The organism is Sagittula sp. MA-2 (assembly GCF_030126985.1).
Lineage (GTDB): Bacteria > Pseudomonadota > Alphaproteobacteria > Rhodobacterales > Rhodobacteraceae > Sagittula.
Genome location: NZ_CP126145.1, coordinates 736,884 through 750,162 on the forward strand (window position 1 = coordinate 736,884; position 13,279 = coordinate 750,162).

The 13,279-nt window shown below is 66.7% G+C and carries 13 protein-coding genes; 5 read left to right on the forward strand and 8 right to left on the reverse strand.

What is annotated here, in order from left to right; translation table 11 throughout:
• Window positions 1-77: 77 nt before the first annotated feature.
• The 5 genes from QNI11_RS03740 to uvrC all read left to right on the forward strand — a co-directional run bounded on the left by QNI11_RS03740 (window position 78) and on the right by uvrC (window position 4,993).
• Window positions 78-875 (forward strand): S49 family peptidase, encoded by a 798-nt coding sequence (locus QNI11_RS03740; protein ID WP_283982388.1) that lies wholly within the window; start codon window positions 78-80, stop codon window positions 873-875.
• Window positions 872-1,066 carry a hypothetical protein gene (locus QNI11_RS03745; protein WP_100927794.1) on the forward strand — a complete coding sequence of 65 codons (195 nt, stop codon included), beginning with the start codon at window positions 872-874 and terminating at the stop codon, window positions 1,064-1,066. Before QNI11_RS03740 ends, QNI11_RS03745 begins: the two co-directional genes overlap by 4 nt.
• Window position 1,067: 1 nt before the next feature.
• Window positions 1,068-2,015 (forward strand): calcium/sodium antiporter, encoded by a 948-nt coding sequence (locus QNI11_RS03750; protein WP_100927793.1) that lies wholly within the window; start codon window positions 1,068-1,070, stop codon window positions 2,013-2,015.
• Window positions 2,016-2,026: 11 nt separating this feature from the next.
• Window positions 2,027-2,818 carry an SDR family oxidoreductase gene (locus QNI11_RS03755; RefSeq protein WP_283982389.1) on the forward strand — a complete coding sequence of 264 codons (792 nt, stop codon included), beginning with the start codon at window positions 2,027-2,029 and terminating at the stop codon, window positions 2,816-2,818.
• Between the two features lie 306 nt (window positions 2,819-3,124).
• Window positions 3,125-4,993 (forward strand): excinuclease ABC subunit UvrC, encoded by a 1,869-nt coding sequence (uvrC, locus tag QNI11_RS03760; RefSeq protein WP_100927791.1) that lies wholly within the window; start codon window positions 3,125-3,127, stop codon window positions 4,991-4,993.
• A gap of 4 nt (window positions 4,994-4,997) precedes the next feature.
• On the opposite strand, the gene QNI11_RS03765 is transcribed toward uvrC, so the two are convergent.
• From QNI11_RS03765 to QNI11_RS03800, 8 genes are all read right to left on the reverse strand, one after another.
• On the reverse strand, window positions 4,998-5,777 hold the full coding sequence (locus QNI11_RS03765; protein ID WP_283982390.1) for a hypothetical protein: 780 nt from the start codon (window positions 5,775-5,777) through the stop codon (window positions 4,998-5,000).
• A gap of 47 nt (window positions 5,778-5,824) precedes the next feature.
• Complete coding sequence (locus QNI11_RS03770; protein ID WP_283982391.1) at window positions 5,825-6,586, reverse strand: TIGR02186 family protein; 762 nt, start codon at window positions 6,584-6,586, stop codon at window positions 5,825-5,827.
• Window positions 6,583-7,497 carry a sulfite exporter TauE/SafE family protein gene (locus QNI11_RS03775; RefSeq protein ID WP_100927788.1) on the reverse strand — a complete coding sequence of 305 codons (915 nt, stop codon included), beginning with the start codon at window positions 7,495-7,497 and terminating at the stop codon, window positions 6,583-6,585. Before QNI11_RS03775 ends, QNI11_RS03770 begins: the two co-directional genes overlap by 4 nt.
• 160 nt (window positions 7,498-7,657) lie before the next feature.
• Entirely contained in the window at window positions 7,658-8,683 is a 1,026-nt protein-coding gene (locus QNI11_RS03780; protein ID WP_100927787.1) for an ABC transporter permease, read from the reverse strand.
• Between the two features lie 3 nt (window positions 8,684-8,686).
• Window positions 8,687-9,313, reverse strand: coding sequence for a LysE family translocator (locus tag QNI11_RS03785; RefSeq protein ID WP_283982392.1), 627 nt, complete (start codon window positions 9,311-9,313; stop codon window positions 8,687-8,689).
• Window positions 9,313-10,407, reverse strand: coding sequence for an ABC transporter permease (locus QNI11_RS03790; RefSeq protein ID WP_100927785.1), 1,095 nt, complete (start codon window positions 10,405-10,407; stop codon window positions 9,313-9,315). The genes QNI11_RS03785 and QNI11_RS03790 overlap by 1 nt, the downstream gene beginning before the upstream one ends.
• Before the next feature lie 86 nt (window positions 10,408-10,493).
• Window positions 10,494-12,092: an ABC transporter ATP-binding protein gene (locus QNI11_RS03795; protein ID WP_100927784.1), complete on the reverse strand. Its 1,599-nt coding sequence runs from the start codon at window positions 12,090-12,092 to the stop codon at window positions 10,494-10,496.
• 81 nt (window positions 12,093-12,173) lie between these two features.
• Window positions 12,174-13,178, reverse strand: a complete 1,005-nt coding sequence (locus QNI11_RS03800) for a BMP family protein (RefSeq protein WP_100927783.1) — start codon at window positions 13,176-13,178, stop codon at window positions 12,174-12,176.
• Window positions 13,179-13,279: the final 101 nt, after the last annotated feature.

Below are 13,279 nucleotides of genomic sequence, written 5' to 3' on the forward strand. Positions count from 1 at the left end.
CATAAACCTGTGGTTTCCCCGGTGTTCTTGGGTCGGCCGTCTTGTCTGACTTCTTCGCGGCCTCTACATGCCTTTGCATGAAACGATGGATCCCTTTCGTGAAGAGCCGGCCACGGGTGTCGGTCGTGCGCCTGCAAGGCGCGATTTCCGTTCCCGCCAGAGGCAACCTGAGCGACAGGACCGCAGCCCCCCTGCTGGAGAAGGCCTTCCGGTCGAAACCGCAGGCCGTGGCGCTTGAAATCAACTCTCCGGGCGGGTCGCCCGTGCAGTCCTCGCTGATCGGGGCGCGCATCCGCCGCCTGTCCGAGCAGCACAACATTCCCGTCTATGCCTTCGTCGAGGACGTTGCGGCCTCCGGTGGCTACTGGATCGCCTCTGCCGCGGACGAGATCTGGGCCGATGCGAGCAGCATCCTCGGCTCGATCGGGGTGATCTCCTCGGGGTTCGGGGCGCATGTCTTCCTGCAGCGGCAGGGGATCGAGCGCCGGGTGCACACGGCGGGCAAGTCGAAGTCGATGATGGACCCGTTCCGCCCCGAGACCGAAGAGGACGTGGCCCGTCTGAACCGGCTGCTGGGGCAGTTGCACGACACCTTCATCAACCAGATCCGGGCCCGTCGCGGCGAGAAGCTGGCGTCGAACCCCGACCTCTTCACCGGCGAGATCTGGGTGGGGCAGGCGGCGGTCGACCAGGGTCTGGCCGACGGCATCGGGCACCTCGTGCCGGTGATGAAGCAGCGCTTCGGCGACAAGGTGCGCTTCAAGCGGTACGAGGCCAGGCGGCCCCTGCTGCCGCGCCTGGGTGTCCAGATCGCCCAGGGCGCGTTGAGTGAGATCGAGGAGCGTGCCGACTATGCACGGTTCGGCCTCTCGTGATCGCAAAGATCGTCCTCCTGTTCCTGCTGGTCATGGGCCTTCTGGGCGTGTTCGGCAAATGGCGCATGCCGGGGGCGAAGAAGATCGGACAGTTGCGCAAGAAGGCGATGCTGAGCGCCAAGAAGTGCCCGCACTGCGGGGGCTACAGCATCGGCGACGCCCCCTGCGCATGCCGGAAAGGTAAAGGCTGACATGGTATTCCTCTATGCCCTGCTGGGCTTGCTGATCCTGCTTCTGGCGGGCGACGCTTTGGTCAAGGGCGCGGTCAACCTGTCCCTGCGCGTGGGCATCCCCGCGCTGATCGTCAGCCTGACGATCGTCGCCTTCGGGACGTCCGCGCCGGAAATGCTGATCTCCGTGCAGGCGGCAATGCGCAACGTGCCGGGTATCGCACTGGGCAACGTGATCGGTTCCAACACGGCCAACGTCCTGATGGTGCTGGGCATTCCTGCACTGATCACGGTGATGCACACCTCTGCCCACGACACCCGCAAGAGCTATGTGCAGATGCTTTGCGCGTCGGTGCTGTTCATCGGGCTGGCGGTGCGCGAGGTCTTCGACTGGAAGTCGGGCATCGTGCTGCTGGCGGTGCTGGCGTGGATCCTCGCCGATCAGATCAAGGACGCGCTGGCGCACCGGCGGGCGGGCGAACTCGACGAGGAACTGGAAGAACCGGAAGGCGCCGACCCGGACATGCCGTGGTGGAAGATCGCCTTCTACATCGTGCTGGGCCTGATCGGCCTGCCGCTGGGGGCGGATCTGCTGGTGGACAGCGCGACCGAGATCGCGCGCATGTTCGACGTTTCCGACGAGGTGATCGGCCTGACGCTGGTCGCGGTCGGCACCTCGCTGCCGGAACTGGCGACCACCGTGATGGCGGCGCTGCGGCGGCAGGCGGACGTGGCCCTGGGCAACGTGATCGGGTCGAACATGTTCAACCTGCTGGCCATCATCGGCGTGGCCTCGATGATCGCACCCATGCCGTTCGAGCTGCCGGAGCTGACCTTTGACCTTGCGGTGATGCTGGGCGCCTCGTTGCTGCTGCTGCCCTTCGTGTTCCTTAAACGCGACCTGAACCGGATGTGGGGTGTCATCTTGTCCGCGCTCTACGTGGGCTATGTCATCCTCGTGATCGTCTGAACGGAGGCCTGATGTCTGAACAGGGAAAACGTGCGCTTGTGACAGGCGGCGCGCGGCGGCTGGGGCGCGACATGGCGCTGACGCTTGCGCAGCAGGGATACGATGTGGCGGTGCACTACGGCGGGTCCGCCGATGCCGCCGAGGAGACCGCCGCGGAGATCCACGGGATGGGGCAGAAGGCCGTCACGCTGCAGGCCGACCTGCTGGTCGAGGACGAGGTGCAGGCGCTGGTGGGCCGCGCGCAGGAGGCCCTTGGCGGGCCGCTGACGGCGCTGGTGAACAACGCCTCCATCTTCGAGCATGACGACTACGGCACGGCCACGCGCGAAAGCTGGGACCGCCATATCGAGAGCAACCTGCGCGCCCCCTTCGTGCTGATCCAGAACTTTGCGGAGCAGGCGCCGGAGCCGCTGAAGGACGCCCGCGGCGAGCCTGTGGCGCAGGCCATGGTGGTCAACATGATCGACCAGCGGGTGCGCAAGCTGACGCCGGAATTCGCGAGCTACACCATCGCGAAGATGGGGCTTTGGGCGATGACCCGGACGGCGGCGATGGCGCTTGCCCCGCGTGTCAGGGTGAACGGGATCGGCCCCGGGCCGACCCTGCGCGGCGGCCGCCAGTCGGACGAGGATTTCGCCGCCCAGCGGGCCGCGACGGTGCTGGAACGGGGCTCCGACAGTGAGGATATCACCGCCGCGCTGGTCTACCTGCTGTCGGCAAAGGCCGTCACCGGGCAGCTTCTGTGCGTCGACGGCGGACAGCACCTGGCATGGGAGACCCCTGACGTGACGGAAGTAGAGTGAGCAACGGCGGCGAAAGTTTTGCACGGTTCACGGAACTGTCACGGAAGCGTTACGAAAATGCTAAGAGTCTCAGCCACTTGTAGGGTGACCCAAAAATTTTATCGCGATTTCAATAGGTTGAAAATGCGATTAATTTTTGTGCATCCCGGCGAAGTGGGCTGAAATCAATGGAAATTTGCCACTGCCCCGAATTTGCCACCAGACTTATCCACAGAAACGGTGGATGTAATACCGCTTGAAACGGCGGCGCCGGCATTGCAGCAGACGGGGATTCGACACAGGTTGAAGCCGAATGGGCAGAGTGACATGAACGACAGTCCGGAGAGCGCCACCTCGCCCCGCGGGGTCGAGGTCATCCAATCCTATCTCAGGACGCTTGAGACGTCCCCGGGCGTCTACCGGATGCTCGATGAGCAGAGCCGGGTGCTGTATGTCGGCAAGGCGCGCAACCTGCGCGCGCGGGTGTCGAACTATGCGCGGCTGAACGGTCATTCGCGGCGGATCGAGCGGATGATCCGCGAGACCGCCTCGATGATGTTCCTGACCACCCGGACGGAAACCGAGGCGCTGCTGCTGGAGCAGAACCTCATCAAGCAGCTCAAGCCGAAGTTCAACGTGCTGCTGCGTGACGACAAGTCGTTCCCGAACATCATCGTCACCAACCACGCCTTTCCGCAGATCAAGAAGCACCGCGGCGCGAAGTCGGAGAAGGGCCAGTACTTCGGTCCCTTTGCCAGTGCGGGCGCGGTGAACCGGGTGCTGAACCAGCTGCAGAAGGCCTTCCTGCTGCGCAACTGCACCGACAGCCAGTTCGAGGGACGCACACGCCCCTGCCTGCTGCATCAGATCAAGCGGTGCTCGGCGCCCTGTGTCGGCAAGATCTCGGAGGAGGACTACGCGGCGTCGGTGCGCGACGCGGCGCGCTACCTGTCGGGCAAGTCGACCGAGATCCAGGAGAAGCTGGCCGCCGACATGATGGAGGCCTCCGAGGCGATGGAGTTCGAGCGCGCCGCCGCCCTGCGCGACCGCATCCGCGCGCTGACGCAGGTGCAGACCGCGCAGGGGATCAATCCGCAGACCACCGCGGAGGCGGACGTGATCGCGCTTTACATGGAGAACGGCCAGGCCTGTGTGCAGGTGTTCTTCATCCGCGCGAACCAGAACTGGGGGAACAAGGATTTCTACCCGCGTGTGGGCGACGACGTGGGCCCTGCGGAGGTCATGGAGGCCTTCATCGGCCAGTTCTACGACCAGAAGGAACCGGCGCGCCTGCTGCTCTTGTCGCACGGGATCGAGGACGAGGACCTGATGTGCCAGGCGCTGTCGGACAAGCTGGGCCGCAAGGTCGAGATCTCCGTGCCCCAGCGCGGCGAGAAGGCGGAGCTGGTCGAGGGCGCGCTGCGCAACGCGAAGGAAAGCCTCGGCCGCAAGATGTCGGAGACCGCGACGCAGGCGAAGCTCCTGCGCGGGCTGGCGGAGGCTTTCGGTCTGGACGGTCCGCCGCAGCGGATCGAGGTCTACGACAACTCCCACATCCAGGGCACCAACGCGGTGGGCGCGATGATCGTCGCAGGCCCGGACGGGTTCATGAAGAACCAGTACCGCAAGTTCAACATCAAGGGCGAGGACCTCGTGCCCGGGGACGACTTCGGCATGATGAAGGAGGTCCTGACACGGCGGCTGGTGCGGCTGAAGAAGGACGACCCCGACCGCTCGAAGGGGCTGTGGCCCGACCTGATGTTGATCGACGGTGGCGCCGGGCAGATCAGTGCCGTGGCAGAGATCATGCGCGAGCAGGGGGTGCAGGACGTGCCCTTCGTGGGTGTCGCCAAGGGCGTGGACCGCGACCACGGCAAGGAGGAGTTCCACCGCACCGGAGAGAGGCCCTTTGCGCTGCGCCACAACGATCCCGTGCTGTACTTCGTGCAGCGGCTGCGCGACGAGGCGCACCGCTTTGCCATCGGCACGCACCGGGCGAAACGGGCGAAGGCCCAGATGGCCAATCCGCTGGACGAGGTGCAGGGCGTGGGGGCCGCGCGCAAGCGGGCGCTGCTGCAGCACTTCGGCTCGGCAAAGGCGGTCAGCCGCGCGAACCTCGCGGACCTGAAGGCGGTGGAGGGCGTGTCGGAGGCGCTGGCCGAACGGATCTACGCCTTCTTCCACGAGCGGGGGTAGGGCGTCAGGCCTTGCCGCCGAGCCGGTCGAACATGGCCATGATCGGATAGGCGCGCGCCACGTCGCAGAGCGACGCATAGGCTGCGTCCAGGGTCTGCGGGTCGAGCGTCGCGCCAAGCGGCAGGTATGCCTCCTCGAAGGGCGGTGCGAGCGGTTCCGAGACCACGGGCTTGCCGCTCTGCAACGCCATGAGCATGCGCGGCACCTCGGTGTAGACGCCTTCGAGCCTGTGCAGGTTGGCGACGGCGGCAGCCCCGGCGATTTCCTTCATCGCCTCTGAGTGGCTGACGTTGTGCCGCAGGTCGATCTCGGGGTGGCGGGCCACGATGCGGGCGCGTCTTTCGTCGATCGCACCATGGCTCATGATCCCCTCTCCGCCGCTGCGGGGCGGGCAGATGGTCGGAAAGACATACGGTCCGAAGAGGAAACGGCCCGGCATCAGCCGGGGCAGCAGCCCGTAGACCGACCGTTGCGCCGGGGACCAGTCCACGACCAGATCGGCGTGAAGCATGATGCGCAGCAGTTTCGACAGCCGCAGCTTGCGGTTGATCTTGTGGCCATGGAGGTACTTGACCTGCTCCGTCTGCAGCACGATCAGTTTGCGGCCGGGGGTTCGGGTCGTCCTGCCGAAGCGGTGGGCCCCGACCCAGATGTCCGTCTCTGGCAGGGGCGGCAGGTCCTCGGGGAGGCTACGACGGAGGTTTGCGGCCACCTGCATCAGGGTCTGATGGTTCGAAAGGAAACGAAGGGGGCCGTGCTCGATGCACTGTACCTCTTTCTGCATTTGATCGGGTTCTCTGTCGGTACTGGCGCTGCGGCTGTATATGAAAGTCAGTTGCCGCGGACAAGGCGGAACGCGGCGGAGGCGCCCCAGCCGGCTGCGATGGCGATGGCCAGCGACATCAGCCCGTAGATCAGCGGCTGTTCGCGCGACATCGTGAAAAGCCAGCGTTCGAGGCCGACCTTCCGGACCTCGATCTCGGTCGAATAGGACGACACCACCTTGCCCTCGCGGGTCAGGAAGATGCGGGTCGGGTAGGCGCCTTCGGTCAGGTTGGCGGGCATCGAGATGCTGGTGTCGAACAGGGTCTGTTCGCGCAGCGTGACGGTGTCCTCGTTCAGCGCGTAGGTGCCGCTGTTCTCGTTGATGCGGATCACCGCGCGGGTGAAGTTCTGGCTGTCGAGCACGGTCATCGGCGCGCCGACAGAGCGGGTGACGCGCGGGATGGAGATGCCGTGGCGCAGGTCCTCGGTGTGGGTGATGACCTCTTCCCAGGGGGCGGAGGTGGCGATGGCGTAGAACGAGGGTGCGGCGTCGACCTCTACCGCGTCGGCGTTGACCCAGATGCCGAAGCGACGCTCCTTGCGGCGGACGGTCAGGCGCTGGTCGGGGCCTTCGACGGTGACGATGACCTGAAGGGGCGGCTCGGCGATCGGGACCTCGCGCTTGACGGCGCCGAAGATCAGGATCTCCGACCCGTCGAAATCGGTGGAGATCGACACCTGGTCGCGCGACAGGCCCAGCACCACGTCTTCGGCACCGGCGGGCAGGGCGGCCAGCAGCAGGACGAGAAGGGCGGTCAGCCGGGTCATGGCCGCGTCGGCCGTTCGATGACGTAAAGCTCGGACGGCGTGATCACCAGTTCCAGGCCCAGCTTGATGCAGACCAGCAGGACAAGCGCCGCCAGCAGGATGCGCAGTTGCTCGGCCTTCAGGCGGGTGCCCAGCATGGTGCCGAACTGCGCGCCGATCACCCCGCCAAGGATCAGCATCACCGCCAGCACCACGTCGACCGTGTAGTTGGTGGTGGCGTGCAGAAGCGTGGTGAAGGCCGCGACGAAGATGATCTGGAACAGCGAGGTGCCGACAACGACCTTGGTGGGCATGCCCAGCAGGTAGATCATCGCGGGCACCATGATGAAGCCGCCGCCGACGCCCATGATTGCGGCCAGCACGCCCACGGCGGTGCCGACGAGCGCGGGTGGGATGACCGAGATATAGAGGCCGGAGGTGCGGAACCGCATCTTGAGCGGCAGGTTGTGGATCCAGTTGTGCTTGCGCCGCTTCGGGCGGGCACCGGCGCGGGCCTTGCGCAGGGCATTGAGGCTCTCGATGAACATCAGCCCGCCGATGATCCCGAGGAACACCACGTAGCAGAGCCGTACCAGCAGATCGACCTGGCCCAGCGATTTCAGGTAGTTGAAGAGCATCACGCCGAACCCGGCGCCCACGAGGCCGCCGAGCAGCAGGACTGTGCCCATTCGGAGGTCCACCGTCTTTCGCCTGAGGTGGGCGAGAAGTCCCGAGAAGGAGGCCGCGACGATCTGGTTCGCGCCGGTTGCTACGGCGACGGCGGGCGGGATTCCGATGAAGAACAGCAGCGGTGTCAGGAGAAAGCCGCCGCCCACGCCGAACATGCCGGACAGCACACCGACCAGACCGCCGAGACCCAGCAGAAGGAAAGCGTTTACCGCGACTTCGGAAATGGGAAGGTAGACCTGCATGTATATTCGTAGTCGCATTGAGCGCGACTGTGCAAGTGCGGCAATCCGGAAAATCCGTGGCGCCGGGCGGATGGCCTCTCATGCCCGGTGACGGCCTGTGCGCCTCTTTGCGTCACGCCGGGAAAGGCGGGGGCCGGAGCGGGGCGCTCCGGCCCTGCGCTCAACGCTCTTTCACGTAGGGTTCACCCCCGGCGCGCGGGGGAATGGCCTTGCCGACAAAGCCCGCGAGGATGACCACGGTCAGGATGTAGGGCAGGGCGTCCATCACCTGCACCGGCACGGTGAACGCGCCGAGGTCGATGTTCTGGTAGCGCAGCGCCACCGCCTGCAGGAGGCCGAAGAGCAGGCAGGCGCCAAGCGCGTACCACGGCCGCCACTTGGCGAAGATCAGCGCCGCCAGCGCGATGTAGCCCCGGCCTGCGGTCATCTCGCGGACAAAGCCCGCCTGCAGCCCGGTGGCGAGGTAGGCGCCCGCCATGCCGCAGAGCACGCCGGTGATGACCAGCGAGGAGTAGCGCAGCCCGATGACGGAGACGCCGGCGGTGTCGACCGCCTCGGGGGCCTCGCCCACGGCGCGCAGGCGCAGGCCGTAGCGGGTGCGAAACAGCACCCACCACGTCAGCGGCACGGCCAGGAAGGCCACGTAGACGAGGATCGAGTGGCCGGAGATCAGGTCGGCGTAGATCGGGCCGAGGACAGGCACGTCGCGCAGCGCCTCGGCGCCGGGGAGGGCGATGTTCTCGAACCGGCCGCCGGCCATGAGCGAGGGCGTGCGCCCGCCCTGGCTGAACCAGACCTGCGCGATCAGCACGGTAAGGCCGGAGGCGAGGAAGTTCAGCGCCACGCCGGAAATGAGCTGGTTGCCCCGGAAGGTGATGGAGGCCAGCCCGTGCAGGCCCGACAGGAACAGCGCCGCGAGGATGCCCGCGAACATGCCCCAGATCACCGCCGGGAACAGGTTCCTGAGCCACGTCAGGTCCATGCCCAGCAGGACCCAGGATTCGGCGGTGCTGACCATGGCCGCGATGGCGGCGGAGAAGAAGGCCGCGATCAGCATCTTGCCCTCGAGCCCGATGTCGATCACGCCGGAGCGTTCCGAGAACAGACCGGCGAGGCAGGCCAGCAGCAGCGGCGTGGCGAGGCGGACGGTGCTGTCGAGCACTTGCAGGATGGTGTCGAGATCCATGGGTCAGCTCCTGGCCGTGGCGAGCCGGATGGCGAATAGGGTGAAGAACAGGCCGAGTGTCGCCTCGATCGTGCGGCGGGCGCGGGCGTAGAGCGCGCGCACCGGCGCAGCGGACAGCGCCAGCGCATAGGCGCCGTGCCCGGCGAGCGAGATCAGGAAGGCGCCCAGCAGGAACAGCGCGACGATGGCGGCGGGGGCGCCGTTGGTCGCGCCGACAGAGGCGATAGCGATCCAGAAGACGATGGCCTTGGGGTTGGTGACCTGCATGAGGTAGCCGGTTGTGAAGGCGCGCAGGGGCGACAGCGGCGGCATCTCGTCGGGGGCGACGCGGGGCGGGTGAATGGCCTTCCGGAACGATCCGTATGCCAGCCACAGCAGGTAGGTCGCCCCGACCATCCGCAGGATCGTCACCGCCCAGGCGGCCTGCTGCATGAGGACGCCCACGCCCGCCAGCGTCAGCGCGGCCAGCGTGGCGGCCCCGGCGGCGACACCGACCGAGGCGATGACGGCAGAGGCCCGCCCGCGCGACAGCGCCACGCCCAGCAGCATCGCGACGGCGGGGCCGGGCGACAGCACCGCCACCAGCAGGATGGCATAGGAGGCGAGGAAACCGGGCAGGTAGGCCTGCATCAGCGCGCCCCCTTGCCGAACGTCAGGAACAGCCGTTCGAGCGGCATCCGCACCATGTTATCGAGAGCCCCGGTGAACAGGATCACCAGCGCCTGGATCACGGTGATGAGTTCGCGCGGGATGTTGGTCCAGAGCGCCAGTTCCGCCCCGCCCTGGTAGAGGAAGCCGAAGAGCAGCGCGGCCAGGAACACGCCCAGCGGATGCGACCGGCCCATGAGGGCCACGGCGATGCCGATGAAGCCCGCGCCCTCGGTGGCGTTCATCACCAGCCGCTCGGCCTCGCCCATGGTGGTGTTGAGCGCCATCATGCCCGCCAGCCCGCCGGAGATCAGCATGGCGACGACGGTGGTGCGTGCGGGCGAGATGCCGGCATAGCGCGCGGCGGATTCGGAATGGCCGAAGGCGCGGATCTCGTAGCCCAGCTTGGTGCGCCAGATCAGCAGCCAGACGACGATGCAGGCGAGGATGGCAAGGAAGAAGGTGACGTTCGCCGGAGAGCCGCGGAACAGCGGGTTGTCGGCGCTGGCGAACATGTCCTGGAAGGTCGGCAGGTGCGTCGCCTCGGGAAAGCGGGCGGTGGCCGGGTCCATCGCGCCCTGCGGCCGCAGCAGGTTCACCAGCACGTAGTTCAGCACCGCGGAGGCGATGAAGTTGAACATGATCGTGGTGATGACGATGTGGCTGCCGCGCCGCGCCTGCAGGTAGCCGGGAATCCATGCCCAGGCCGCCCCGAAGAGGGCCGCGGAAAAGGTCGCCCCGATCAGCGCGATCGACCAGTGCGGCCACGGGATGTAGAGACAGGCGAGCGCCACGCCCAGCCCGCCGATCATCGCCTGCCCCTCGCCGCCGATGTTGAACAGGCGGGCATGGAAGGCCACGGCGACGCAGAGGCCGGTGAAGATGAAGTTGGTGGTGTAGTAAAGCGTGTACCCCCATCCCGTCGACCGCATCAGCGCCCCGTCGATCATCAGCGACAGCGCCTCGGCCGGGTTTTCGCCGATGGCGAGGATCACCAGCGCCGACAACGCCGCGGCGATCAGGATGGAGATCAGGGGAACGAGGACCGCATCGGCCCAGGCAGGCATCTTATCCATGGTGGGCTCCGGTCGTTTCGGGCCATGCCGGGACGCCTGAGGCGGCGGCGGAGAGGGGGGTGGCCAAGGGCAGGGCGGCGGAACGGTCAGTCATGCTGCGCGGCCTCGCGGGCTTCCTTGGCCTCGAGCCGTTCGTCGATGGCCTCGATCGGCGCCTTGCCCCGGGTGTCGGTGACGCCGGCCATCAGCAGGCCCAGTTCCGTCTGGTCGGTCTCTGACGGCAGGCGTTCGCCCATGATCTGACCGTCGAACATCACCGCGATGCGGTCCGAGAGCGAGAAGATCTCGTCCAGTTCGACCGAGACCAGCAGGATCGCCTTGCCCTGGTCGCGCAGGCGCACGATTTCCTGGTGGATGAACTCGATGGCGCCGATGTCGACGCCGCGGGTGGGCTGGCCGACCAGCAGGATGTCGGGGTCGCGCTCGATCTCGCGGGCGAGGACGATCTTCTGCTGGTTGCCGCCCGAGAAGTTCTTGGCGGCGAGGTTGGGATCGGGCGGGCGGACGTCGTAGCGGTCCATCTTGGCCTGCGCCTCGGCCTTGATCGCGGCGTTGTTCATCAGCAGCCCGGACTGAAGCTCCGGCGCGCGGTGATAGCCGAAGACGGTGTTTTCCCACGCGGTGAAGGGCAGGATCAGCCCTTCGTGGTGGCGGTCTTCGGGGACGTGGGCGATGCCCCGGGCGCGGCGGCTCTGCCCGTCGGAATACTTGCCGGTCAGGTCGATCTCGTCACCGTTGACGCGGATCGTGCCGGTGGCGCTGATCATGCCGCCCAGCACCGCCAGAAGCTCCGACTGGCCATTGCCGGACACGCCCGCGATGCCCAGGATCTCGCCCGCGCGCACATGCAGGGACACGCCCTTCAGGCGCTCGACGCCGTGGCTGTCGGTGTGGCGCAGGTCCTCGACCTCGAGGATCGGCGCGCCGGGGGTCGCGGGCTTCTTGTCGACGCGCAGCAGCACCTTGCGGCCGACCATCAGCTCGGCGAGTTCCTCCGGAGAGGTCTCCGCCGTCTTGACGGTGGCGGTCATCTCGCCGCGCCGCATGACGCTGACGGTGTCGGTGATCTCCATGATCTCGCGCAGCTTGTGCGTGATGAGGATGATCGTCTTGCCCTCGCGCTTCAGCCCTTCGAGGATGCGGAACAGGTGGTCCGCCTCGGCGGGCGTCAGCACGCCGGTGGGCTCGTCGAGGATCAGGATGTCGGCCTCGCGGTAGAGCGCCTTGAGGATCTCGACGCGCTGCTGGTGGCCGACCGAGAGGTTCTCGATCAGGGCGTCGGGATCGACCTGAAGCTCGTATTCCTCCGCGAGGTGCTTGAGCGACCCGCGCGCCTTGGCGAGCGAGGGTTTGAGGAGCGCGCCATCCTCGGCGCCCAGGATGACGTTTTCTAGGACGGAGAAGTTCTGCACCAGCTTGAAGTGCTGGAAGACCATGCCGATGCCCGCCGCGATGGCGGCCTGGCTGTCGGTGATGTCCTTCTTCTGGCCGTTGACCCAGATCTCGCCCGCGTCGGCCTTGTAGAAGCCGTAGAGGATCGACATGAGCGTGGACTTGCCCGCGCCGTTCTCGCCGATGATGCCGTGGATCGTGCCGGGCATCACGCGGATCGAGATGTCCTTGTTGGCCTGCACGGGGCCGAAGGCCTTGGATATGCCTTTGAGTTCGATGGCGGGCGCTGTCATGGGGAGCCTTCGGAACGTAGAACGGCCCACCCCGGGGCGGGGTGAGCCGGTTGCGGGGCCGTCAGGCGGCCCCGGGCGTCATCAGAAGTTCAGCGCCGGGCAGGAGTCGTCGGAGGAGTAGTCGTGCACCTCGGTCTCGCCCGCGATGATCGCGGCCTTGGCCTCTTCGACGGCGGTGGTCATTTCCTCGGAGACGAGCTCTGCGTTGTTCTCGTCCATGGCGACGCCCACGCCGTCTTCGGCCAGGCCCAGCGTCTTGACGCCGGTTTCCAGGTCGCCGCCCGCGGTCATCGCGTCATAGACGGCGACGTCCACGCGCTTGAGCATCGAGGTCAGCATGTTGCCCGGGTGCAGGTAGTTCTGGTTGCTGTCGACGCCGATGGCCATCTTGCCTTCGTCGGCGGCGGTCTGCAGCACGCCGAGGCCGGTGCCGCCGGCCGCGGCAAAGATCACGTCCGCGCCCTGCGAAATCTGCGCCTTGGCCAGCTCGGAGCCCTTCACCGGGTCGTTCCAGGCCGCCGGGGTCGTGCCGGTCATGTTGGAGATGACGGTCGCGTCCGGGTTCACCGCCTTAACACCCTGCGCGTAGCCGCAGGCGAACTTGCGGATCAGCGGGATGTCCATGCCGCCGACGAAACCGACGGTGCCGGATTCGGAGGCCATCGCTGCCATCATGCCGACGAGGTAGGAGCCCTGGTGCTCGGAGAACAGGATGGACAGGACGTTCGGGTGCTCGGCCGGATCGACGAAGCCGTCGATGGTGACGAACTTGGTGTCCGGGTAGTCCGCGGCCACGGCGGCGATCGGCGAGGACATGGAGAAGCCGGTGGTCACGACCGGGTTGAAGCCGGCCTCCGCGAAGCGGCGCAGGGCCTGCTCGCGCTGTGCTTCGGACTGAAGCTCGATGTCGCGGTAGGAGCCGCCGGTTTCCTTGGCCCAACGCTCGGCGCCGTTGAAGGCGGCCTCGTTGAACGACTTGTCGAACTTGCCGCCGAGGTCGTAGATCAGGGCCGGATCGGCAAGGGCGGCGCCTGCGGACAATGCGAGCGCGGCAACAGTGCCGAGGGTCTTCTGCATGAAGGTCATAGAAATGCTCCCGGTTGGTTGGGGCGCTGTGGCCCCTTCTTGTGATTTATCAATGAAGACGCAGGGGCGGGTAGGGGTCAAGGCGGTTTTTGCCTGCGCAG